This window comes from Micromonospora sp. NPDC047134, from assembly GCF_040643455.1.
Lineage (GTDB): Bacteria > Actinomycetota > Actinomycetes > Mycobacteriales > Micromonosporaceae > Micromonospora.
On the sequence record NZ_JBEYUI010000019.1, the window covers coordinates 38,129 to 59,648 of the forward strand.

At 71.0% G+C, this 21,520-nt stretch carries 23 protein-coding genes; 16 read left to right on the forward strand and 7 right to left on the reverse strand.

What is annotated here, in order from left to right:
- Window positions 1–3: 3 nt before the first annotated feature.
- Both holA and ABZ795_RS21540 read left to right on the forward strand, forming a co-directional pair.
- Entirely contained in the window at window positions 4–981 is a 978-nt protein-coding gene (holA, locus tag ABZ795_RS21535; RefSeq protein WP_357531620.1) for a DNA polymerase III subunit delta, read from the forward strand.
- On the forward strand, window positions 978–1,421 hold the full coding sequence (locus ABZ795_RS21540; RefSeq protein ID WP_327024512.1) for a hypothetical protein: 444 nt from the start codon (window positions 978–980) through the stop codon (window positions 1,419–1,421). Before holA ends, ABZ795_RS21540 begins: the two co-directional genes overlap by 4 nt.
- Before the next feature lie 188 nt (window positions 1,422–1,609).
- Here the strand turns inward: ABZ795_RS21540 and rpsT are convergent, their stop codons facing one another.
- Entirely contained in the window at window positions 1,610–1,876 is a 267-nt protein-coding gene (gene rpsT / locus ABZ795_RS21545) for a 30S ribosomal protein S20 (protein WP_102659200.1), read from the reverse strand.
- 237 nt (window positions 1,877–2,113) lie between these two features.
- Window positions 2,114–3,091 carry an aminoglycoside phosphotransferase family protein gene (locus ABZ795_RS21550; protein ID WP_357531621.1) on the reverse strand — a complete coding sequence of 326 codons (978 nt, stop codon included), beginning with the start codon at window positions 3,089–3,091 and terminating at the stop codon, window positions 2,114–2,116.
- 93 nt (window positions 3,092–3,184) lie between these two features.
- Here ABZ795_RS21550 and ABZ795_RS21555 point away from each other — a divergent pair, with 93 nt between their 5' ends.
- The 3 genes from ABZ795_RS21555 to ABZ795_RS21565 all read left to right on the forward strand — a co-directional run bounded on the left by ABZ795_RS21555 (window position 3,185) and on the right by ABZ795_RS21565 (window position 6,260).
- Window positions 3,185–3,718 carry a DUF4240 domain-containing protein gene (locus ABZ795_RS21555; protein WP_327024513.1) on the forward strand — a complete coding sequence of 178 codons (534 nt, stop codon included), beginning with the start codon at window positions 3,185–3,187 and terminating at the stop codon, window positions 3,716–3,718.
- A gap of 94 nt (window positions 3,719–3,812) precedes the next feature.
- Window positions 3,813–5,690, forward strand: a complete 1,878-nt coding sequence (lepA, locus tag ABZ795_RS21560; protein WP_357531667.1) for a translation elongation factor 4 — start codon at window positions 3,813–3,815, stop codon at window positions 5,688–5,690.
- Between the two features lie 282 nt (window positions 5,691–5,972).
- Entirely contained in the window at window positions 5,973–6,260 is a 288-nt protein-coding gene (locus tag ABZ795_RS21565) for a GlsB/YeaQ/YmgE family stress response membrane protein (protein ID WP_327024514.1), read from the forward strand.
- A gap of 129 nt (window positions 6,261–6,389) precedes the next feature.
- Here the strand turns inward: ABZ795_RS21565 and ABZ795_RS21570 are convergent, their stop codons facing one another.
- The 3 genes from ABZ795_RS21570 to ABZ795_RS21580 all read right to left on the reverse strand — a co-directional run bounded on the left by ABZ795_RS21570 (window position 6,390) and on the right by ABZ795_RS21580 (window position 9,284).
- Entirely contained in the window at window positions 6,390–7,295 is a 906-nt protein-coding gene (locus ABZ795_RS21570) for a phytanoyl-CoA dioxygenase family protein (protein WP_327024515.1), read from the reverse strand.
- A 219-nt stretch (window positions 7,296–7,514) separates the two neighbouring features.
- On the reverse strand, window positions 7,515–8,372 hold the full coding sequence (locus tag ABZ795_RS21575; protein WP_357531622.1) for a hypothetical protein: 858 nt from the start codon (window positions 8,370–8,372) through the stop codon (window positions 7,515–7,517).
- 123 nt (window positions 8,373–8,495) lie between these two features.
- Window positions 8,496–9,284, reverse strand: a complete 789-nt coding sequence (locus ABZ795_RS21580) for an enoyl-CoA hydratase-related protein (RefSeq protein ID WP_357531623.1) — start codon at window positions 9,282–9,284, stop codon at window positions 8,496–8,498.
- Window positions 9,285–9,304: 20 nt separating this feature from the next.
- On the opposite strand from ABZ795_RS21580, the gene hemW reads away from it, so the two are divergent.
- Window positions 9,305–10,528 carry a radical SAM family heme chaperone HemW gene (gene hemW / locus ABZ795_RS21585; RefSeq protein ID WP_357531624.1) on the forward strand — a complete coding sequence of 408 codons (1,224 nt, stop codon included), beginning with the start codon at window positions 9,305–9,307 and terminating at the stop codon, window positions 10,526–10,528.
- Window positions 10,529–10,535: 7 nt separating this feature from the next.
- Here hemW and ABZ795_RS21590 read toward each other — a convergent pair whose 3' ends face one another.
- Complete coding sequence (locus tag ABZ795_RS21590) at window positions 10,536–11,156, reverse strand: DUF4870 domain-containing protein (protein ID WP_357531625.1); 621 nt, start codon at window positions 11,154–11,156, stop codon at window positions 10,536–10,538.
- A 208-nt stretch (window positions 11,157–11,364) separates the two neighbouring features.
- Here ABZ795_RS21590 and hrcA point away from each other — a divergent pair, with 208 nt between their 5' ends.
- From hrcA to ABZ795_RS21605, 3 genes are all read left to right on the forward strand, one after another.
- Window positions 11,365–12,387 carry a heat-inducible transcriptional repressor HrcA gene (gene hrcA, locus ABZ795_RS21595; RefSeq protein WP_327024520.1) on the forward strand — a complete coding sequence of 341 codons (1,023 nt, stop codon included), beginning with the start codon at window positions 11,365–11,367 and terminating at the stop codon, window positions 12,385–12,387.
- Between the two features lie 70 nt (window positions 12,388–12,457).
- On the forward strand, window positions 12,458–13,603 hold the full coding sequence (gene dnaJ / locus ABZ795_RS21600; RefSeq protein ID WP_357531626.1) for a molecular chaperone DnaJ: 1,146 nt from the start codon (window positions 12,458–12,460) through the stop codon (window positions 13,601–13,603).
- Between the two features lie 13 nt (window positions 13,604–13,616).
- On the forward strand, window positions 13,617–14,351 hold the full coding sequence (locus ABZ795_RS21605; RefSeq protein WP_327024522.1) for a 16S rRNA (uracil(1498)-N(3))-methyltransferase: 735 nt from the start codon (window positions 13,617–13,619) through the stop codon (window positions 14,349–14,351).
- Between the two features lie 70 nt (window positions 14,352–14,421).
- Here ABZ795_RS21605 and ABZ795_RS21610 read toward each other — a convergent pair whose 3' ends face one another.
- Window positions 14,422–15,183, reverse strand: a complete 762-nt coding sequence (locus ABZ795_RS21610) for an SDR family oxidoreductase (RefSeq protein WP_327024523.1) — start codon at window positions 15,181–15,183, stop codon at window positions 14,422–14,424.
- A gap of 93 nt (window positions 15,184–15,276) precedes the next feature.
- On the opposite strand from ABZ795_RS21610, the gene ABZ795_RS21615 reads away from it, so the two are divergent.
- The 7 genes from ABZ795_RS21615 to era all read left to right on the forward strand — a co-directional run bounded on the left by ABZ795_RS21615 (window position 15,277) and on the right by era (window position 21,389).
- Window positions 15,277–15,639, forward strand: coding sequence for a histidine triad nucleotide-binding protein (locus ABZ795_RS21615; protein ID WP_327024524.1), 363 nt, complete (start codon window positions 15,277–15,279; stop codon window positions 15,637–15,639).
- 44 nt (window positions 15,640–15,683) lie between these two features.
- Window positions 15,684–17,036, forward strand: coding sequence for a serine hydrolase domain-containing protein (locus ABZ795_RS21620; protein WP_357531668.1), 1,353 nt, complete (start codon window positions 15,684–15,686; stop codon window positions 17,034–17,036).
- A 160-nt stretch (window positions 17,037–17,196) separates the two neighbouring features.
- Window positions 17,197–18,255: a PhoH family protein gene (locus ABZ795_RS21625; protein WP_357531627.1), complete on the forward strand. Its 1,059-nt coding sequence runs from the start codon at window positions 17,197–17,199 to the stop codon at window positions 18,253–18,255.
- A 15-nt stretch (window positions 18,256–18,270) separates the two neighbouring features.
- Window positions 18,271–18,744, forward strand: coding sequence for an rRNA maturation RNase YbeY (gene ybeY / locus ABZ795_RS21630; RefSeq protein WP_327024525.1), 474 nt, complete (start codon window positions 18,271–18,273; stop codon window positions 18,742–18,744).
- Window positions 18,720–20,123: a hemolysin family protein gene (locus tag ABZ795_RS21635; protein ID WP_327027005.1), complete on the forward strand. Its 1,404-nt coding sequence runs from the start codon at window positions 18,720–18,722 to the stop codon at window positions 20,121–20,123. Before ybeY ends, ABZ795_RS21635 begins: the two co-directional genes overlap by 25 nt.
- Window positions 20,116–20,493, forward strand: a complete 378-nt coding sequence (locus ABZ795_RS21640) for a cytidine deaminase (protein WP_327024526.1) — start codon at window positions 20,116–20,118, stop codon at window positions 20,491–20,493. The genes ABZ795_RS21635 and ABZ795_RS21640 overlap by 8 nt, the downstream gene beginning before the upstream one ends.
- The gene (era, locus tag ABZ795_RS21645) at window positions 20,490–21,389 is read left to right on the forward strand and encodes a GTPase Era (RefSeq protein WP_357531628.1); all 900 of its coding nucleotides are present in this window, start codon (window positions 20,490–20,492) and stop codon (window positions 21,387–21,389) included. Before ABZ795_RS21640 ends, era begins: the two co-directional genes overlap by 4 nt.
- Window positions 21,390–21,520: the final 131 nt, after the last annotated feature.

Consider the following 21,520-nt stretch of genomic DNA (forward strand, 5'->3'; position numbering starts at 1 on the left):
AATATGGGCGGCGTGACCGCCGCCAGTGCCGCTCCTATTGTGCTCGTCCTCGGTGACGAGGAGCTGCTCGCCACGCGTGCGGTGGCCCAAACGGTCGCCACCGCCCGGGCCGTCGATCCGGAGGTGGACGTCCGCGAGTACCAGGCCGGGCAGCTCACCGTCGGCGAGATCGACGAGATGCTCAGCCCGTCGCTGTTCGGGGGCCGCCGGGTGCTGGTGCTGCGGTCCGGTCAGGACGCCCGCAAGGACCTGGTCGCGGCCCTGCTGGCGTACGCGAAGAATCCCGACCCGGATGTGCAGCTCATCGTGCAGCATCTCGGCGCGGCCAAGGGCAAGGCCTTCGCCGACGGGCTGAAGGCAGCCGGTGCCCAGATCATGCCCGCCGCCAAACTCAAGGGGCACCGGGACCGGGTGGCCTTCGTCCGGGACGAGTTCCGGCGGGCCGGCGGCCGGTGCGCAGACGACGCCGCCGAGGCGTTGATCGCCGCGGTCGGCAACGATCTGCGGGAGCTGGCTGCGGCCTGTGCCCAGCTGATCGCCGACACCGACGGTCGGATCAGCGCCGATACCGTGTCCCGCTACTACCGGGGCCGGGTGGAGGTGAGCGGCTTCACCGTGGCTGACGCCACCATGGTCGGTGACGTGCCGGGGGCGCTGGAGGCCCTGCGCTGGGCCCTGCACGTCGGGGTGGACCCGGTGCCGATCGCCGACGCTCTCGCCGACGGCATCCGTACGGTCGCCCGGGTCGCCTCCGCAGGGCGGGGCAGCCCGTACCAGTTGGCCAGCAGCCTGGGCATGCCGCCGTGGAAGGTCGAGCGGGCCCAGCGGCAGGCGCGTGGCTGGACGCCGGAGGGGTTGGTCCAGGCGATGCAGGCGGCGGCCGAGTGCAACGCGGCGGTCAAGGGCGGGTCGGACGATCGGGCGTACGCGCTGGAGCGGGCCGTCTTCTCGGTAGCCGCCGCGCGGGGCGGCGCCAGATGAGCGGAGCCCTGCGTGGTTCCTGGGCCACGATCTCGGCCGACCAGCAGCGTTACCGGCCGCTCTACGCCCGGGCGCTCGGGCTGCGGGTCGTCAACCCGGGTGGGGTGCTCTGCTTCGTCTTCTTCGAAGGGGCGATCGCCCTGGCGACCCTGCTGGTCCTGGCCGAGTTGGTCACCTGGTGGGCGGTCGTGGTGCTCCCCGCGGCGGTGGCTGTCATGGTCAAGCTCAACGACCTGGTGGCCGCGGCGGTGATCCGCTCGGCGGCAGCCGTACCCGAGCAGGAACGCGACCGGTTCCGGCGGCAGATGGAACCGGTAGTCGGGCGGGCCCAGGTCGACTGGCTGCCGCACAGCGTGCCCGGGGTGGTGCTCCGGGTGGAGCCTGCGGACAGTGTCGAGCCGATCGACCGCACCGCCGGCACCGACAAACCGAGACCGTAAACAGCCGCCCGGCCGAGGCCGTGGTAGCGGCCAGCCAGCGCCGTAAGCAGCGGCCGAGCCGAGACAGTGAGTAGCCGCCGAGCCGAGCCGGATCGAAAAGCCACCGGGGCCGTGGTCACCGCTGGAGCACGAGCGTAAGCCCCGGGGCACCCGGCCCCGGGGCTTACGTCAGGTCTGCGGTCGTCCGCTCAGGAGGCGAGCGACGCCACGCGCTTGGCGATCGCCGACTTGCGGTTCGCCGCCTGGTTGGCGTGGATGACGCCCTTGCTGGCCGCCTTGTCCAGCTTCCGGGAGGCGTCCTGCATCAGCGCGGTGGCCTTCTCGGCGTCACCGGCCTCAGCAGCCTCGTGGAACTTGCGGATGGCGGTCTTCAGCGACGACTTGACCGACTTGTTACGCAGCCGGCGCTTCTCGTTCTGCCGGTTGCGCTTGATCTGGGACTTGATGTTCGCCACGCGACAGCCTCGTCTTGATAGCTCGGGTTGGTCAGCTTGTGCGCGCGACGAGCATGCGTCATCGCTGCGCGAAGAGCCAGGTTACCAGGTCAGTTCGGACGGGCCAAAACGGCACCCGACCCACGCCGGGGCGCGGCCCGGGCCCACCATACCTGGCTCGCCGCGAGACCGGGTGCCACCCCGGGCCCACCTGCGGCAGCCCTCCACGGCCCTGGTCGCCCTCGACCGGAGACCCGGTCAGCTCCATCCCTGGCGGCGGGCCAGCCAGGCCAGGGCCTGCTCGCCGGTCCACCGCTGGTGGGCGGGGAGTTGGGCCGAGGCGGTCGGTGGGGCAGCGGCGGCGGCGGTCAGGTGGTAGCCGGCCAGGGCGGCCAGGGTCACGTCCAGCGCGTCCGCAGGCGCGTCGGCGGCGGCCGGGTGGGTGGCGAACCGGGCGTCCACCTCCAGTCCGCTGGCGTACCCGGTGATCAGCAGGCCGACCAGGTCGAACCAGGCCGGTCCGTGACACAGCCAGGTCCAGTCGCAGAACCAGGCCGTTCGGTCGGCGCCGATCAGGACGTTGTCCACCCGCAGGTCACCGTGGGTCAGGCCGGTCGCTTCGGCGGCGTACCCGGGCAGTTTCGACTCCAGCGCGACCAGTTCGGTCAGCCGGCCGACCGCCGATGCCGGTAGCGGCGGAGTCGGTTCCCGGCCGGCGGCCACCTCGCCCCACCAGAGGATGTCCTCCCGGGCCAGGTCGGCCAGGTGGGGCAGCCCGAGACCGGCGAGTTCGGTCGGGGGGTCGGCCAGGGCGGCGGCGATGTCGACGTAGCCGGTCAGGGTGGCGTCCAGCTCCGCCGGGTCCCACGGCAGCCGGGGGGTGTGCCCCTCGACCGGGTCCAGGCACAGCGCGTACCAGCCGGCCTCCCACAGGGTCCAGCGCAGTCCCGGCACGGGCAGTCCGGCGGGTAGCCGGGCGAGGATGGCGGCCTCCCGGGCGTACCAGTCGACCAGGTGAGGCTGCTCGGCGCGGGCCGCGGCCTTCACGAAGGCGCTGTCACCCTCGGCGGTGCGCAGCACCGCGGCGAAACCCCGGGTGAAGCCGGCGGTGGCTACCCGGGCCTCGACCACCGGGGCGCCGAGGCGGGCCGACACGGCGGCCCGGACCGCCGCCGGCAGGGCCGCCCAGCCGGGCCGCTGGGCGGTGGCGTGGTACGGCACGGGCGGGTTGCTCACCCGACCATGCTGCCCGGTGGCGGCGACCTGGGGGGACCCGACCGCCCGGCAAGGTGCGGTGACCGCCGGGGGCGTCTGTCAGACTGCCAGGCCATGAGGACCGACGACTTCTGGCAGTTGATCGACAGGGCTCGGTCCGGCGGGGGAGAGCCGAGCGCCGTCGCCGCCCGGGCGGTCGCGCTGCTCGCCGCCCGCGACCCCGAGGAGATCGTCGGGTACGCCCACCATCAGCGACGGGTGCTGAGCGCTTCCTACCGGGTGGACCTGTGGGGTGCCGCGTACCTGATCAACGGGGGTGCCTCCGACGACGGGTTCGAGTACTTCCGGGGCTGGCTGATGACCCAGGGCAGGGAGGTCTTCGCCCGCGCGGTGGCCGACCCGGACTCCCTGGCCGAGTTGCCCCGGGTGCGGTCGGCCGCCCTCAGCGGCGAGGAGTTCGAGTGCGAGGACATGCTGGCGGTGCCGTGGGACGCGTACCGCAAGGCGACCGCTACCGATCTGCCCACCGATCGGGAGTCGCCGCCGGTGCCGGACCTCAACGACTTCTGGGACTTCGACGACGCCGACGAGGCCCGGCGCCGGTTGCCCAGGCTGGCGGCCCTCTTCGTCGAGCCACCTCAGGAGTGACGGACGCCCGGCCGATGCTCGGCGGGGACGTGGGAGCATAGAGGGGGCCGGCATGAGCCGGCCTGCTCACGTCAGCCGACCAGAACGGACCGCTGTGCCACCGACGCTCGATACCGGCGCGAACGCTCCTGGTGCCACCGACCCGGGGCGGATCAGGAACTTCTGCATCATCGCCCACATCGACCATGGGAAGTCGACCCTGGCCGACCGGATGTTGCAGCTCACCGGTGTGGTCGACCCTCGGCAGATGCGTGCGCAATACCTCGACCGGATGGACATCGAGCGCGAGCGCGGCATCACCATCAAGAGCCAGGCCGTACGCATGCCGTGGACCATCCGCGATGGTGAGCGGGCCGGCGAGCAGGCCGTGCTCAACATGATCGATACCCCGGGGCACGTGGACTTCACCTACGAGGTGTCCCGCTCCCTGGCCGCCTGCGAGGGCGCGATCCTGCTGGTCGACGCCGCCCAGGGCATCGAGGCCCAGACCCTGGCCAACCTGTATCTGGCACTTGAGAACGACCTGCGCATCATCCCGGTGCTCAACAAGATCGACCTGCCGGCCGCCCAGCCGGAGAAGTACGCCGAGGAACTGGCCCACCTGATCGGCGGGGACCCGGCGGACTGCATCAAGGTCTCCGGCAAGACCGGCGAGGGGGTGCCGTACCTGCTCGACGAGATCGTCCGGCAGTTCGTCCCGCCGGTCGGTGACGCCGAGGCCCCCGCCCGGGCGATGATCTTCGACTCGGTGTACGACGTCTACCGGGGGGTGGTCACCTACGTCCGGGTGATCGACGGGCGGATCAGCGCCCGGGACCGGATCAAGATGATGTCCACCGGCGCGGTCCACGAGCTGCTGGAGATCGGGGTCATCTCGCCGGAGATGGTGAAGTCCGACGCCCTGGGTGTCGGGGAGGTCGGCTACCTGATCACCGGGGTGAAGGACGTCCGGCAGTCCCGGGTGGGTGACACGGTCACCATCAACGGGCGCCCGGCGGCCGAGCCGCTCGGCGGCTACAAGGACCCCAAGCCGATGGTCTACTCGGGTCTGTACCCGATCGACGGGTCGGACTACCCGGCCCTGCGGGACGCCCTGGACAAGCTCAAGCTCAACGACGCCGCACTGACCTACGAGCCGGAGACCTCCGGTGCGCTGGGCTTCGGGTTCCGCTGCGGCTTCCTCGGCCTGCTGCACCTGGAGATCATCGGGGAGCGGCTGGAGCGGGAGTTCAACCTGGATCTGATCTCCACCGCCCCCAACGTGGTCTACCGGGCCATCCAGGAGGACGGCGCGGAGATCATCGTCACCAACCCGAGCGAGTACCCCACCGGCAAGATCGCCGAGGTGTACGAGCCGACCGTGCGGGCCAGCGTGCTGACCCCGAACGACTACGTCGGCGCGGTGATGGAACTGTGCCAGAGCCGTCGAGGCAGCCTGCTCGGCATGGAGTACCTCTCCGCCGACCGGGTGGAGCTGCGCTACACCCTGCCGCTGGCGGAGATCATCTTCGACTTCTTCGACCAGCTCAAGAGCCGCACCAAGGGCTACGCCTCGCTGGACTACGAGCCCACCGACGAGCAGGCGTCCGACCTGGTGAAGGTCGACATCCTGCTGCACGGCGAGCCGGTGGACGCCTTCAGCGCCATCGTGCACAAGGACAAGGCGTACGCCTACGGCACCACGATCGCCGCCAAGCTGCGCAACCTGATCCCGCGCCAGCAGTTCGAGGTGCCGATCCAGGCCGCCATCGGCAGCCGGGTCATCGCCCGGGAGACCATCCGGGCGATCCGCAAGGACGTGCTGGCCAAGTGCTACGGCGGTGACATCAGCCGGAAGCGCAAGCTGCTGGAGAAGCAGAAGGAAGGCAAGAAGCGGATGAAGATGGTGGGCCGGGTGGAGGTCCCCCAGGAGGCCTTCATCGCCGCCCTGTCCTCCGACTCCGGCGACGGCAAGGCCGCCGGCAAGAAGTAGCCGCGCCGCGTACGCGGGCTGCGGAAGATCCCCGAAGGCACCGCCGGTCGACCCGACCGGCGGTGCCTTCGTCGTGCGGGCTGGTCCGGAGGTGGTCACCGTTTCGGCGCAATGACGGTTGCCGAGGTGTCGGGTGACCCCCATTGCGCCGAAACGGCGTGTTGACCACGACGCGCGGCCTGAGTCAGGTGGGCCGGTTTGAGAACTTCGAGGGTCGGGCATTAGGCGGTCACGACAGAAAAACCACGAACGTGGATCGGCCTTTTGTGAAGGAGAGCGACCATGGAGTTCACTGTCTGGGGCATCATCACCGCGCTGATCGTCGGTCTGATCATCGGCGCCCTGGGCCGCCTGGTGGTGCCGGGCCGTCAGCCCATGCCGATCTGGCTGCACATGCTCATCGGTGTCGGTGCCGCCCTGCTCGGTACCGTGATCGCCCGTGCCTCCGGCTTCGCCGAGACCGCCGGTATCGACTGGCGGGAGCTGATGCTCCAGGTGCTGCTGGCCGCCATCGCGGTCGCGCTGGTCGCCGGGGTCGGCCGCAACCGCCGGGGAGTCACCCACCGGTAAAACTGATCACGGAAAAGGCACCCGACCATCCGGTCGGGTGCCTTTTCGTTCGCTGTACACCCCACCGGGGGTGTTAAGAAGGGCACCCTTTAGTACGCGAGGCGTTAATAAGGTGCCCTTCCTTACCGCTTAGCGGAGCCAGGGGATGTTGCGGTTGAGCAGACCCCGCTCCTTGAGTTCCTTGCGCAGCGGAATCTCGTCGTCGATGTAGCCGTCCCAGTTGATGCCCCAGTAGTTCGCGGTGTGGGTGCCCTCACCGCAGAGCTGACGCTGCACCGGGGTGCGGTTGGCCCACCACTCGCCGTCCTTGTCGATGTGCAGCTCGTCGAGGGGACGGATCCACCGGTAGGTGTAGCCGACGAAGAGCATCTTGCGGGTGATGGTCGACAGGTTCGTCGACCGCGAGTGCCACTGGCGACGGTCGAAGATGAAGGCGTCACCCGGGTTGGCGGTGATCTCGACCGTGCCCTCCGGGTCCGGGTTGTGCACCGTGGTGTCCGCCGGGCGGGGCAGCGAGTTCCACAGGTGGCTGCCCGGGATGACCTTGGTGGCACCGCGACCGGTCTCCGACAGGTCGGAGAGCACGTAGGCGACCTTCAGCGAGAACATCGGCCGGGGCAGGTTCGGGTCCATCGTCTCCGGGTCGGAGTTCTGCCGGTACCCGTCCTGGTGCCACCCCCAGTACGGCTTCTCCGGCTCCAGGGCCGGCGGGGTGACGTCGAGGTGGTTGTGGTGGCTGTAGATGTTCCACCCGGCCAGGCCCCACATGTACGGGAAGGCGATCGGGTGGGTGAGCAGGTCACCGAAGAGTTCGTCGCGCTCAAGGAAGCCCAGCAGGTGCAGGGTGCCGTCCTTGGTGGTGTTGCCCTTGGCCTGCTCCTCGGCGTACACCCGGTCGACCGCGGCTTCGAGGGCGGCCCGGTGGTCCTCGGTCAGGACGTTGCGCAGCAGGAGAAAGCCCTGCTCATGGAACTCCTTGCGGTCGACGTCACTGATCGGTTCATAGCCGGTGCGGTCGCCGTAGTCGAATGCCACGTCGTACCCCTCCCCATGAGGTGAAACCATTTCTGGCACAGGTGGCCGATCGTAACGCCCCTTCGCGCCGACCCGGGGACCACCCGCATCGATCCTGACAGCAACGGTCACCCAACGCACCTGGGCGACTACCGCTGGCTACTCAGAGTGTAATCGGCGGCGGGTTGGAGACGAATTGACGGATTTTGCGGTTACTGCGGGTAAGGAGTTCGAGGTCTCTCAGGAGTCCCCGAACACCTCGGCGACGACCTCGGCGGACTGCCGTGAACCGTCACCCACCCGGCTCCACGAACCGCCCCGGTTGGTCCACTCCAGGTCGCCGAACCGCACCCGCTTCACCCCGTGATCGGTGGCGTGGGCGACCAGCCAGTGCGCGTACCGCCAGCCCTCGAGCTGGTTGGCCGCGGCGACCGTCAGCCCGCTGGCCGTGGTCGCCGCGGCGGTCAGCCCCCAGTCCAGGCTCAGCCCCTTGGTCAGGGCGGTCGCGGCAGCCTCCCCCCGCATCGCCGGATCACCCCCGAAGGTGCAGACCACCGCGCCGGTGGCGTGGCCCAGCAGCGCCCGGGTGAGCACCTCCGACTCGTCGGCCCACTTCTCGTACGCCTCCGGGAAGGCCGAACGCTGCACCTTCTGCGCCGCGTCGGTGACCCGCATGTCCTGCCAGCCGCGCACCTTCTTCAGCGCCGAATAGAACCGGTCGGCCGCGTACCGGGGGTCCTGGATCTGCTTCGGGGTGCCCCACCCCTGGCTGGGTCGCTGCTGGAACAGGCCCACCGAGTCGCGGTCCCCGTCGGCCAGGTTGCGTAGCCCGGACTCCTGGTAGGCGGTGGCCAGCGCCACCACCACCGCCCGGTCCGGGAGTTCGTGCTGGATGCCGATGGCCGCGATGGTCGCCGCGTTGGCCATCTGATGGGCGTCCAGGGTCACCTTCCCGTCGGCCTGCACGGTGCACGCCCGGCTGGCCAGCGGCAACCGCAGCCGCTCTCCCACCTGCCGCATGCCGAGCACGATGCCGGCCACCGCGACCAGCACGACGACCAGGAAACCCGCCACGAGCACCCGAGTGCGCACCCACACCTCCCGTACGACGTCCGCGCAAAAGCGTACGTCCCTCGCCGCTCGATCTGGATCATCCGACCAGTTCCGTCACGAAGCGCGTCATCCGCGCGGGAAGGGAAGTTCCCCGTTACCGACCGATCCTCACCTGTCGAGTTCGGCCACCCAGCGCGCCGGGCGCTTCTCCCGGAAGGCCATGACCCCCTCGACGCCGTCCCCGGACAGGAAGTACCGGGTGGACAGGGTGCTCAACGCCGCCAACTCCTCGCCCAGGTCGGTGGCGGGCGGCCGGCGCAGCAGCTCCTTGGCCCCGGCCAACGCCGAGGGGGCACCGCGTACCAGGGAGTCGCAGTAGCGCTGCACCGCGGCGTCCAGCTCCTGCGCCGGCACCGCAGCCGTGACCAGACCGATTTGCGCCGCCCGCAGGCCGTCGAAGGTGTCCCCGGTCAGGTACAACTCGGCAGCCGCCCGAGGATGCAGCCGAGGCAGCACGGTCGCCGAGATCACCGCCGGGATCACCCCGATGCGTACCTCGGTGAAGGCGAAGGTGGCCTCGGCGGCGCAGACCGCCAGGTCGGCCGCCGCGATCAGGCCCAGACCCCCGGCCCGGGCCGGTCCGGCCACCCGGGCCAGCACGGGCTTCGGGCACTCCCAGACCGCCGCCAGGACCTCACCCAGCATCCCGGCCGGCACGGTCCCGCTGGCGTACGCCGCCGCCGTCTCCTTCAGATCCGCCCCCGAACAGAAGACCGGGCCGGTGTGGTCCAGCACGATCACCCGGACGGTGTCGTCGGCGACCGCGGCACGCAGCCCGGCCAGCAGTTCGGTCATCAACGGAGTGGAGAGCGCATTGCGGTTGTGTGGGCTGTCCAGGGTGAGGGTGCTCACCCCGCGGGCCGTGGTGACCCGCACCAGCGCGTCGGGAGAGGTCATGGGAGGGCACACTAGTGGCCATGCCCGGCGTCCTTCCAGCAGGCGAACCCGTCCCGGCCGACGGGTCGCTGCCCGCCTCAGCCCTGACCAGAGTCGATGAGGGCGGCTTCGGGGTGTACGTGCACGTGCCCTTCTGCGCCAGTCGCTGCGGCTACTGCGACTTCAACACCTACACCGCGCAGGAGTTGGGCGGCGGCGCCAGCCGGGACAGCTACGCCGACACCGTGCTGGCCGAGTTGACCCTCGCCGCGCGGGTGCTGGGCGAGCGCCCACCCCGCCGGGTGGAGACCGTCTTCGTCGGCGGGGGGACCCCCACCCTGCTGCCCGCCGAGGACCTGGCCCGCATCCTCGACGCCATCGACCGCACCTGGGGGCTGGCCGCCGACGCCGAGGTGACCACCGAGGCCAACCCGGAGTCGGTCACCCCGGCCTCCCTGAAGGAGCTGCGGGCCGCCGGCTACACCCGGATCTCGCTGGGCATGCAGTCGGTCGCCCCGGGGGTGCTCGCCGTGCTCGACCGCCGGCACAGCGCCGGCCGGGCCACGGCCGCCGCCCTGGAGGCTCGGGAGGCCGGGTTCGACCACGTCAACCTGGATCTGATCTACGGTACGCCGGGGGAGCGCCCGGAGGACTTCGCCGCCTCCCTGGAGCAGGTCGTGACGGCGGGGGTCGACCACGTCAGCGCGTACGCCCTGATCGTCGAGGACGGCACCCGGCTGGCCGCGCGGATGCGTCGGGGGGAGCTGCCCTACCCGGACGACGACGTCGCCGCGGACCGCTACCTGGCCGCCGAGGCCGCCCTCGAGGCGGCCGGTTTCTCCTGGTACGAGGTGTCCAACTGGGCCCGTACGCCGTCGGCCCGGTGCCGGCACAACCTGCTCTACTGGACCGGCGGCAACTGGTGGGGCCTGGGACCGGGGGCGCACAGCCATGTCGGTGGGGTGCGCTGGTGGAACGTCAAACATCCCACCGCGTACGCCCAACGCCTGGCCGCCGGGCAATCACCTGGCCTGGCCCGGGAGGTGCTGACCCCCGACGAGGCCCGGATGGAGGAGGTCATGCTCCGGCTGCGGCTGGCCGAGGGCCTGCCCCTGGAGGTGCTGGACGACCCCGGTCGGGCGGCTGCGGCGCGGGCGGTGACCGACGGCCTGCTGGCCGCCCCCGACTACGCGGCCGGCCGCGCGGTGCTGACCCTGCGCGGCCGGCTGCTCGCCGACGCCGTGGTGCGTGACCTGCTGCCCTAGCTGCCGATCAGCCCTTAACGAAGGAGTAGCTCATCGGGTAGCGGTAGAGGACACCCTCGTTGGCCTTGACCCCGGCGATGATGCCGAAGATCACCGGGATGATCCAGACCAGCAGCGGGACGAAGAACAGAATGCCGCAGGTGATCGCGGTGAGCACCCAGCTCAGCAGCCCGACGATCGCCCAGGTGAGCTGGAAGTTGAGGGCCGCGACGGCGTGTGCCCGTACGGTCGGGGACTGCTGCCCACGGGTCATGTTCGCGATCAGCGGCGCCACCCAGCCGAGCAGGCCACCACCGATGAACACGCCGAGCGGACCGCCGAAGTGGGCGATGAGAGCCCAGGTCTTGTCCTCGTTGGTGCCGTACCCGCCCCCGGGCGCGCCGTAGCCGCCTCCCGGCGCGTCATAGCCCCCGGTCGGGTAACCGACACCGGGCGGAGGGTAGCCGCCGGGCGGCGGATAACCACCCGGGGGCGGATAGCCGGCCGACGAGGGCTGGTCACCGGGGGGTGGGTAGCCACCGGGCGGGGGATAACCGCCGGGCGGCGGGTAGCCGCCCTGGCCAGACGATCCGGACACCGGGGCGGTGGGATCGTCGCCGTAATCTGGGGGACGAGGTGGTTCGGTCATGGACCTCACCGTAGGTGTCAGCGGCAATGGCGCACCATAGCGACACCGGCGAGTGTCACGTCGCCGATCGGCCCTCGGACAGCTCCACTTCTTGATCATCGCGCTGGCGGGGGGCCTCGACGTAGACTGGCACTCGCTACAGTCGAGTGCCAGGGTGCCTATTCGGCGACGGTGACGCTCGACACTGACCTGCGACAGGAGGTGGGAGATGGGTCTCGACGACCGCAAGCTCGCCGTACTGCGGGCGATTGTCGAGGACTACGTCGCCACCCAGGAGCCGGTCGGCAGCAAGGCGCTGGTCGAGCGGCACCAGCTCGGTGTCTCACCGGCCACCGTCAGAAACGACATGGCCGTGCTGGAGGAGGAGGGCTACATCCGGCAGCCGCACACCAGTGCCGGCCGGGTGCCCACCGACCGCGGCTACCGGCTCTTCGTCGACCGGTTGAGCCGGGTCAAGCCGCTGAGCCCGGCCGAACGCCGGGCGATCGAGCGGTTCCTGGCCGGGGCGGTGGACCTCGACGACGTGGTGCACCGCACCGTGCGGCTGCTGGCTCAACTGACCCGGCAGGTCGCCGTGGTGCAGTACCCCAGCCTGGCCCGCTCCCGGGTGCGCCACCTGGAACTGGTGCCCATCTCGACCACCCGACTGATGCTGGTCGTGATCACCGACACCGGGCGGGTCGAGCAGCGGCTGGTCGAACTGCCCGCCCCGATCGCCGCGGACGACGTGCTGGACCTGCGCCGGACGGTCAACGAGAAGCTGGTCGGCATCCAGCTGTCGGAGACCCCGCCCCTGGTGCAGACCCTCATCGACGAGTGTGGGCCACACCTGCGGCCGGCCATGACCACCCTGTCCACCGTGCTGCTGGAGACACTGGTCGAGCGGCACGAGGAGCGGATCGCGCTGGCCGGCACCGCCAACCTGGCCCGCGGTGGCCTGCTGGACTTCCAAGGTTCGCTGCGGCCGATCCTGGAGGCCCTCGAAGAGGAGGTCGTCCTGCTCAAACTCATCGGTGAGGTTGAGCCGAGCACCCTGCGGGTGCGCATCGGGGACGAGAACAAGATCGACAACCTGCGGGCGGCCTCCGTGGTCAGCACCGGCTACGGACCGGGGGAGACCATCGTCGGGGGAATGGGCGTACTGGGGCCGACCCGGATGGACTACCCCGGGACCATCGCCACGGTGAGGGCCGTGGCACGCTACGTGGGCGAGCTGCTGGCCCAGAACTGATCAGTCAGGGCCGACGGTGGGCTGCCGCCGACCGGCGTAATGCGAGACGAACACGAGGACACGGAACGCAGTGGCCAGGGACTACTACGGCATTCTCGGCGTCAGCCGAGGAGCCTCCGATGACGAGATCAAGCGCGCCTACCGCAAGCTGGCGCGGCAATTCCACCCGGATGTCAATCCGGACCCGGAGGCACAGGAGAAGTTCAAGGACATCAACGCCGCGTACGAGGTTCTCTCGGACGATCGGAAGCGGCAGATCGTCGACCTCGGTGGCGACCCGTTGGCCCCGGGCGGCGGCGGTGCCGGTGGACCGGGCGGGCCCGGTGGCGCCGGTCCCTTCGTCGGCTTCCAGGACATCATGGACGCCTTCTTCGGCGGGGCGACCGGCGCGGGCCGGGGGCCGCGACCGCGTACCCGGCCCGGTGCCGACGCGATCCTGCGGCTGGAACTGGACCTTCAGGAGACCGCCTTCGGGGTGGAGGCACCGATCACGGTGGACACCGCCGTGCTGTGCAGCACCTGCTCCGGTGCGGGTACCGCCGCCGGCACCCACCTGGCCACCTGCGAGGCGTGCGGTGGCCGGGGTGAGGTGCAGTCGGTGCAGCGCACCTTCCTCGGTCAGGTGGTCTCCGCCCGGCCCTGCACGGTCTGCCAGGGTTACGGCACCACCATCCCGCACCCCTGCCCGACCTGTGCCGGTGACGGCCGGGTCCGGACCCGCCGGTCGCTGACGGTGAAGATCCCGGCCGGGGTGGAGGACGGGATGCGGATCCGCCTGGCCCAGCAGGGTGAGGTCGGTCCGGGCGGTGGTACCGCCGGTGACCTCTACGTCGAGATCCACGAGCGGCCCCACGACGTCTTCTCCCGCAAGGGCGACGACCTGCACTGCCGGGTCACCGTGCCGATGACCGCCGCGGCGCTGGGCACCCGGCTGACCATCAAGACCCTCGACAGTGAGGAGCCGGTCGACGTCAAGCCCGGCACCCAGCCGGGCAGCACCCTGCGGCTACGGGCCCGAGGCGTACCCCACCTGCGCGGCACCGGCCGAGGTGACCTCTACGTCCACCTCGACGTGCGCACCCCGACCAAGCTCGACGCCGACCAGGAGCGGATGCTGCGGGACTTCGCCAAGACCCGTGGCGAGGAGGTCGCCGAGCTGACCAAGCAGGGCGGCTTCTTCTCCCGGATGCGCGACGCCTTCAACGGCCACGCCTGACCGGCCCCGTCTCGTGTCCGCTCCGCTGTTCCTGGTCGAGTCGCTGCCGGTCGCCGACTCGATGGTGCTCGACGGCCCCGAGGGGCACCACGCCGCCACCGTGCAACGGCTGCGGGTCGGTGAGGCACTGCTGCTCGGCGACGGCCGGGGCGGCACGGCCACCGCCGTGGTCACCGCCGTCGGCCGGGGCACCCTGGACATCGAGATCACCAGCCGGGGGTACGTCGACGCGGCGAACCCCCGACTGGTGGTGGTGCAGGGCATCGCCAAGGGCGACCGGGGTGAACTGGCCGTACAGGCGATGACCGAGGCGGGAGTCGACGAGATCGTCCCCTGGGCCGCCGGCCGGTCGGTGGCGCAGTGGCGCGGTGACCGGGGGGTACGGGCCCGGGGCAAGTGGGTGGCCACGGCCCGGGAGGCGGCGAAACAGGCCCGCCGGGCGTGGCTGCCGGTGGTGGCGGGCGCCCCGGACGAGTCAACCGGCTCGGTCAGCCGCCGGATCGCCGGCGCCGCCGCCGGGTACGTCCTGCACGAGGAGGCGACCGACCGGCTGACCACTGTCGAGTTGCCCGAGGCGGGTGAGATCGTGCTGGTGGTCGGCCCCGAGGGCGGCATCACCCCGGCCGAGCTGGCAACCTTCCAGGAGGCTGGCGCGCACCCGGTCCGCCTGGGCCCCTCGGTGCTGCGTACCTCCACCGCCGGGGTGGCCGCCCTGGCCGTCCTGGCCACCCGCCTCCTGCGCTGGTAGCCCTGCCCGCTGCCCGTTGCGTCGGTTGAAGCAGAGCAGAGGGGGCGCGCGGCAGGGGCAGGACCGAGGGTCAGGTGCGCAGGTAGGAGGCGCCGTTGAGGTCGATGATGGTGCCGGAGGCCCACTCCGCCTCGGGGCTGGCCAGCCAGTGCACGGCCGCGGCGATCTCCTCGGGACGGGCCACCCGGTCGAAGGGGCTCTGGGCCCGGATCGCCGCACCCCGCGGGGCCTTCAGGTGCTCGTTGGTCATGTCCGTCTCGACGAAGCCGGGCGCCACTGAGGCCACCGCGATGCCGTACGGCGCCAGGGCCACCGCCAGCGACTGGGCCATCGCGTTGAGACCGGCCTTGCTGGCGCCGTACGCCGGATTGGTCGGCTCGCCGCGGAAGGCGCCGCGCGAGGAGACGTTGATGATCCGCCCACCTCGCGTGCGCATGTGTTGGGCGGCGCACCAGGCGGCGTTGGCCGCCCCGAACAGGTTGGTGTCGCAGACCTCACGCCAGCGTTGCCGCCACTGCTCGTAGCTGGTGCCGAAGACGGGATGCGGCGGGTCGGCCGGCCCGAACACTCCGGCGTTGTTGACCAGTACGTCGAGCCCGTCCAGGTGGTCGGCGGCCTCGTCGACCATGGTCCGTACCGCGTCGGGGTCGGCCAGGTCGGCGCGGACCACGACATGGCCCGAGCCGGGCAGTTCGGCCCGCAGCTGCTCGGCCAACTGGGCCGAGTCGCGGTGGTGGATGGCCACTCGGTCGCCGGAGGCGGCGAAGGCCTGCACCACCGCCCGTCCGATACCCCGTGAACCGCCCGTGACCAGCACTGCTCGTTGCGCCATGCGCGCCATCCTGCCGCACTCGCTGCCAGTGTTAACAAGGGGCCCTTCCGCTACCGGAGGCGTTAAGCGGGGGCCCTTCCTTACACTGCCGGGGTGAGTACTGCTGACTGTCTGTTCTGTCGGATCGTCGCCGGGGAGATCCCGGCCACGGTGGTCCGGGAGACCCCCACCACCCTCGCCTTCCGCGACATCGACCCGAAGGCCCCGGTGCACGTGCTGGTCATCCCGAAGGAGCACTACGCCGACGTGGCCACCCTCGGCCAGGGTGACCCCGCCCTGGCCGGTGAGGTGCTGGCCACCGCCGCCGCGGTGGCCGAGGACGAGGGGCTGCTCGGGGACGGCTTCCGGTTGATGTTCAACACCGGTGGCTACGGCGGCCAGGAGGTGTTCCACGTCCACGCCCACCTGCTGGGCGGTGCGCCGCTCGGTCCGATGCTGGCCCGGGACCTGGCGTGAGTTCAGCCGCCGACCGCACCACCGCCGCCGGGCACCTGGAACGGATGGTGCGGCGGGTCCAGGCGCAGGCCCGGGTACCGGCGGTCGCGGCCGCCGTGCACCGGGCCGATCGGGCGCTGTGGACGTGCACGGTCGGCGGCACGGGCAACGACACCCCCCTGGACGACCGGACCCGGTTCCGGATCGGGTCGGTGACCAAGACCTTCACCGCCGTACTGGTCATGCAGTGCCGTGACGAGGGTCTGCTCGACCTCGACGATCCGGTGGGCCGGCACCTCGACCTGCCGGCACACGGCGAGTTGACCGTACGCCGACTGCTGTCGCACACCGCGGGCCTGCAACGCGAGCCGTACGGCGACGTCTGGGACACCCTGCGGGCGCCGGATGCCGACCGGCTGCTCGCCGAGTTGACCCGGGCCGAGCGGGTGCTGCCGCCCGGACGCCGGTTCCACTACTCCAACCTCGGCATGGCGCTGCTCGGTCGGCTGGTCGGGCAGGTACGCGGGGGCACCTGGGCCGAGGTGCTGACCGAGCGGGTACTGACCCCCCTGGGGCTGACCGACACCACGGTCGCGCCCGGTCCCCGGGCGGCCACCGGCTACCTGGTCGACGCGTACTCCGACGAGGCGCATCCGGAGCCCCCGGCCGACTTCGGTGCCGTCGGACCCGCCGCGCAGCTGTGGAGCACGGCCACCGACATGGCCCGCTGGGCGGCCTTCCTGGCCGATCCGGCCGTGCTGGACCCGGCCGGACGGGTGCTGGCCCCGGCCACCGCAGAGGAGATGCGTTGGCCGGTCACGGTCACCGACGAGACCGTGTGGAACGCCGGCTTCGGCCTGGGACTGATCCTGGTGCCCCAGGGCGACCGGGTGGTGCATGTCGGGCACGACGGCGCCATGCCCGGGTTCCTCGCCGGGGTCTACGGCCGACGCGGCGGCGAGGGCACCCCGGCCGCGTTCGGCGCCGCCGTGCTGGGCTCCTCGGGTACTGCGGCGGAACTGCTGGACCTGCCGCACCGGCTGCTCGCCGCCGCCACCGAGCACGATCCGGCCGACATCACCCCCTGGCAGCCCGGCGAACCGGCCCCCGCCCACCTGCGCGGGCTGCTCGGCCGCTGGTGGGGCGAGGGCTTCGAGTACGTGTTCAGTTGGCGCAACGCGACCCTTCAGGCCCGGGGCGCGGACGACCCGCCGGGCAAGCCGCCCGCGATCTTCGCGCCGCTACCGGATCGGCCGGACGTGTTCCGTACGGTCGCCGGGCGGGAGGTCGGCGAACTGCTCCGGCTGACCCGCGACGGCGACGGGGTGGTGGTCCGGATGCACTGGGCCACCTACCGGTTCACCCGGCACCAGGAGACCTTCGACCGGTACGACTTCCGTGCCGGAAGCGATCACTGATGTCTGCTTCCTCCGCTTTTGTGTGCCTCTGGGGCCACCGGAAATGGGCAGCGTGTCCGAGCTGGCGACCCGATACGATGGAGGTAACGTCAGCACGCCGTGGCGCCAGGCCCGGCACCGAGATCGAGAGCAGGTGGCGTAGGGCCCTGCGGCCCGACCTATGACCGGCACCCCACCTCCCGGCCCACCCCGGGTGCAGACCAGGATCACCGTCCCCGACTCGAAGATCATGGTGAACCTGCTCGGGGCGGGTGACGAGATCCTGCGACTGGTCGAGCGCTCGGTGAACAGCGACGTGCACGTGCGAGGAAACGAGATCACCCTCACCGGCGCGCCCGCCGACAACGCCCTCGCCGAGCGGATCTTCAGCGAACTGCTCGAACTCATCGAGAAAGGCGAGACCCTGACCACTGATGCTGTCCGGCGTACCGTCGGCATGCTGGAGCAGGGTGGCACGGAACGGCCCGCCGAGGTGCTCACCCTCAACATCCTGTCCCGGCGTGGGCGCACCATCCGGCCCAAGACGCTCGGGCAGAAGCGCTACGTCGACGCGATCGACGCGCACACCATCGTCTTCGGCATCGGCCCGGCCGGCACCGGCAAGACCTACCTGGCCATGGCCAAGGCGGTCCAGGCGTTGCAGGCCAAGCAGATCAACCGGATCATCCTGACCCGGCCCGCGGTCGAGGCGGGGGAGCGGCTGGGCTTCCTGCCCGGCACCCTCAACGAGAAGATCGACCCGTACCTGCGCCCCCTCTACGATGCGCTGCACGACATGCTGGACCCGGAGACCATCCCCAAGCTGATGGCCGCGGGCACCATCGAGGTCGCCCCCCTGGCGTATATGCGGGGCCGCACGTTAAATGACGCGTTCATCATTCTCGACGAGGCGCAGAACACCACTCCCGAGCAGATGAAGATGTTCCTCACCCGGCTCGGCTTCGGTTCCAAGATCGTGGTCACCGGTGACGTCACCCAGGTCGACCTGCCCGGTGGCACGACCAGCGGTCTGCGGGTGGTCCGGGAGATCCTGGCCGGGGTGGACGACGTGCACTTCGCGCAGCTGTCCAGCGCCGATGTGGTACGCCACCGGCTGGTGGGTGAGATCGTCGACGCGTACGCCCGCTGGGATGCCGAGCGGGAGAATCAGCAGGCCCAGGGCGTGCACGCGGTGCAGGGGCACAATGCCCAGGGCAACCGCGCCGGCCGGCGCCGCTAGAACGAGGGAAGACAGTTGTCCATCGAGATCGCCAACGAGTCCGGTGTCCCCGTCGACACCGACTCGGTGCTGGCCGTCGCCCGGCACGCCCTCGACGAGATGGGGGTCAACCCCCTCGCCGAGCTGTCCGTGCTGCTGGTCGACGTCGACTACATGACCGAGCTGAATCACCGCTGGATGGGCGGTGACGGCCCGACCGATGTGCTCGCCTTCCCCATGGACGAGGGCAGCATCGACCACGGGCCGGGGGAGAGCGCCGCCGCCGGTGGTGAGCCGGCCCTGCTCGGTGACATCGTGCTCTGCCCGGAGGTGGCGACCAAGCAGGCGGCTACCGCGGGCCACAGCGCCGCCGACGAGCTGCACCTGCTCACCGTGCACGGGGTCCTGCACCTGCTCGGCTACGACCACGCGGAGCCGGAGGAGGAGCGGGAGATGTTCGGGCTCCAGGCCCGGCTGCTGTCGAGCTGGCGGTCGACCCGCACCCGGTGATGGACACTTCGCTGGCCGCGTCCGCCACCGGCCTACCCGACCTGCAACTACTCGCCATCGCCGCCGGGCTGGTGGTGCTCGGTGGTCTCATCGCGATGACCGAGGCCGCCCTGGCGGCGGTCTCGCCGGCCCGAGCCGCCGAACTGGCCCGGGAGGGTGCGCGGGGCGCGCACACCCTCCAACTGGTCGCCGGTGATGTGGTCCGCCATCTCAACCTGCTGCTGTTGCTGCGGCTGCTCGCCGAGTTGACCGCGACCACCCTGGTCGCTCTGGTGGCGGTGGACACCTTCGGTGCGGGCTGGCGGGCGGCGCTGGTCACCGCCGGGGCGATGACCGTGGTCAGCTTCGTGGCGGTCGGGGTGGGTCCGCGTACCCTCGGGCGGCAGCACGCGTACCCGGTGGGCCGGTTCGCCGCGCCGCTGGTCCGTTGGCTGGGCCGGGCGCTCAACCCGCTGGCCTCGCTGCTGATCCTGATCGGTAACGCGGTCACTCCGGGCCGTGGCTTCCCGGAAGGACCCTTCGCCACCCAGGTGGAGCTGCGTGAGCTGGTCGACCTGGCCGAGCAGCGGGGGGTCGTCGAACACGGCGAACGGCAGATGATCCACTCGGTCTTCGCGCTCGGGGACACCATCGCCCGTGAGGTCATGGTGCCGCGTACGGAGATGGTGTGGATCGAGTCCACCAAGACCCTGGGGCAGGCGCTGGCCCTGTTCCTGCGTTCCGGATTCTCCCGCATCCCGGTGATCGGTGAGAGCGTCGATGACGTGCTCGGGGTGCTCTACCTCAAGGACCTCGTCCGGCACACCCAGGGTGGTGCGGCGGAGGACCGCCGACTGCCGGTGGCGGAGCTGATGCGACCGGCCACCTTCGTGCCGGACTCCAAGCCGGTCGACGATCTGCTGTCGGAGATGCAGGCCGCCCGCAACCACCTGGTGATCGTGGTGGACGAGTACGGCGGCACCGGTGGACTGGTCACCATCGAGGACATCCTGGAGGAGATCGTCGGGGAGATCACCGACGAGTACGACGTCGAGCGTCCGCCGATCGAGCAGTTGCCCGACGGGGCGGTGCGGGTCACCGCCCGGCTGCCGGTGGAGGATCTCGGCGAGCTGTTCGACACCGAACTGCCGCACGACGAGGTGGAGACCGTCGGGGGTCTGCTGGCCCAGTGTCTGGGCCGGGTGCCGATCCCCGGGGCCCAGGTCGAGGTGGCCGGGCTGCGGCTGCTGGCCGAGGGCACCACCGGCCGACGGAACCGGATCGACACCGTGCTGGTGCGACGGGTCGATCCCACGGACACCCAGGACAACCCGGAGGGACCGACCTCCTCCCGGGACGACACGGATCGATCAGAGGAGAGGCAACCCGCAGATGCCTGAGTCACCCGCCGTACCGGCTGCCGTACCCGCCGGCTCCGAACTCAGCGCCGAGGACGGCAAGCTGGTCATCCTGGCCCGGGGGGCGCGGGGTCGGGTGGGCGCGGTCGAAGGTGCCGCGGTACGCGACCAGGACGGTCGGACGTACGCGGCGGCCAGCGTGTCCTTGCCCTCGTTGACGATCACCGCCCTCCAGTTGGCGGTCGCCTCGGCGGCTGCGGCCGGTGCCACCCGGTTGGAGGCGGCCGTGGTGGTCACGGAGGCCTCCACTCTCGACGGTGCCGGGTACGCGGCCGTGCGTGACCTGGCCGCGGACGCGCCGGTGCATGTGGCCGCCCCGGACGGCACGGTGCTCGGCACGGTGACCGAGTGAGCGCCGACGCCGTCACACCGGCCTACCGGGCGGGCTTCGCCTGTTTCGTCGGTCGCCCCAATGCGGGCAAGTCGACCCTGACCAACGCGATCGTCGGGCAGAAGATCGCCATCACCTCCAACAAGCCGCAGACCACCCGGCATGTCATCCGGGCGGTGCTGCACCGGCCGGACTCCCAGCTGGTGCTCGTGGACACTCCGGGTCTGCACCGGCCGCGTACCCTGCTCGGCGAGCGGCTCAACGACCTGGTGCGGCAGACCTGGAGCGAGGTCGACGTGATCGGCCTGTGCATTCCGGCCGACGAGCCGATCGGCCGGGGTGACCGGTTCATCACCGGGGAGCTGGCCGAGTTGAAGGCGACCGTGCTGGCCGTGGTCACCAAGACCGACCTGGTCGACAAGAAGCGCCTGGCCGAGCAGTTGCTGGCCGTCAGCGAGCTGGGCGAGTTCGCCGAGGTGGTGCCGGTCAGTGCGGTAGCCGGGCACCAGGTGGACACCCTGGTCGAGGTGATGACGCGGTATCTGCCGGAGTCTCCGCAGCTGTATCCCGATGACATGCTCACCGAGGAACCGGAGCAGGTGCTGGTCGGGGAGCTGATCCGGGAGGCCGCCCTGGAGGGGGTCCGGGACGAGTTGCCGCACTCCATCGCCGTGGTGGTCGAGGAGATGATCCCCGAGGGGCGGCTGACGAAGATCTACGCCGATCTGTATGTGGAGCGGTCCAGCCAGAAGGCGATCGTGATCGGGCACCGTGGCAGCCGGCTCAAGGCGGTGGGCACGGCGGCCCGGCGCCAGATCGAGGAGTTGCTGGGCACCCGGGTCTACCTGGATCTGCATGTCCGGGTGGCCAAGGACTGGCAACGCGACCCCAAGCAGCTGCGCAAGCTCGGCTTCTAGGTGGGGTCGGCCGGTGACTCCGTTGTGGAGGGGCTACTAATCCGGACTTCTGGCGCCGCATCGCTCTGATCGGTACCGGTCAGGCATATGGGAAGTTTCACTATCCCACCGGGTCTCTGGGGTTTTCCCAC

Excerpts from the sequence above, each read along its gene's own strand:
- holA (WP_357531620.1), top strand. The coding sequence starts at position 4 with ATGGGCGGCGTGACCGCCGCCAGTGCCGCTCCTATTGTGCTCGTCCTC.
- ABZ795_RS21540 (WP_327024512.1), top strand. The coding sequence starts at position 978 with ATGAGCGGAGCCCTGCGTGGTTCCTGGGCCACGATCTCGGCCGACCAG.
- ABZ795_RS21555 (WP_327024513.1), top strand. The coding sequence starts at position 3,185 with ATGAGGACCGACGACTTCTGGCAGTTGATCGACAGGGCTCGGTCCGGC.
- ABZ795_RS21565 (WP_327024514.1), top strand. The coding sequence starts at position 5,973 with ATGGAGTTCACTGTCTGGGGCATCATCACCGCGCTGATCGTCGGTCTG.
- ABZ795_RS21580 (WP_357531623.1), bottom strand. The coding sequence starts at position 9,284 with ATGACCTCTCCCGACGCGCTGGTGCGGGTCACCACGGCCCGCGGGGTG.
- hemW (WP_357531624.1), top strand. The coding sequence starts at position 9,305 with ATGCCCGGCGTCCTTCCAGCAGGCGAACCCGTCCCGGCCGACGGGTCG.
- ABZ795_RS21590 (WP_357531625.1), bottom strand. The coding sequence starts at position 11,156 with ATGACCGAACCACCTCGTCCCCCAGATTACGGCGACGATCCCACCGCC.
- hrcA (WP_327024520.1), top strand. The coding sequence starts at position 11,365 with ATGGGTCTCGACGACCGCAAGCTCGCCGTACTGCGGGCGATTGTCGAG.
- ABZ795_RS21610 (WP_327024523.1), bottom strand. The coding sequence starts at position 15,183 with ATGGCGCAACGAGCAGTGCTGGTCACGGGCGGTTCACGGGGTATCGGA.
- ABZ795_RS21620 (WP_357531668.1), top strand. The coding sequence starts at position 15,684 with ATGGTGCGGCGGGTCCAGGCGCAGGCCCGGGTACCGGCGGTCGCGGCC.
- ABZ795_RS21625 (WP_357531627.1), top strand. The coding sequence starts at position 17,197 with ATGACCGGCACCCCACCTCCCGGCCCACCCCGGGTGCAGACCAGGATC.
- ABZ795_RS21640 (WP_327024526.1), top strand. The coding sequence starts at position 20,116 with ATGCCTGAGTCACCCGCCGTACCGGCTGCCGTACCCGCCGGCTCCGAA.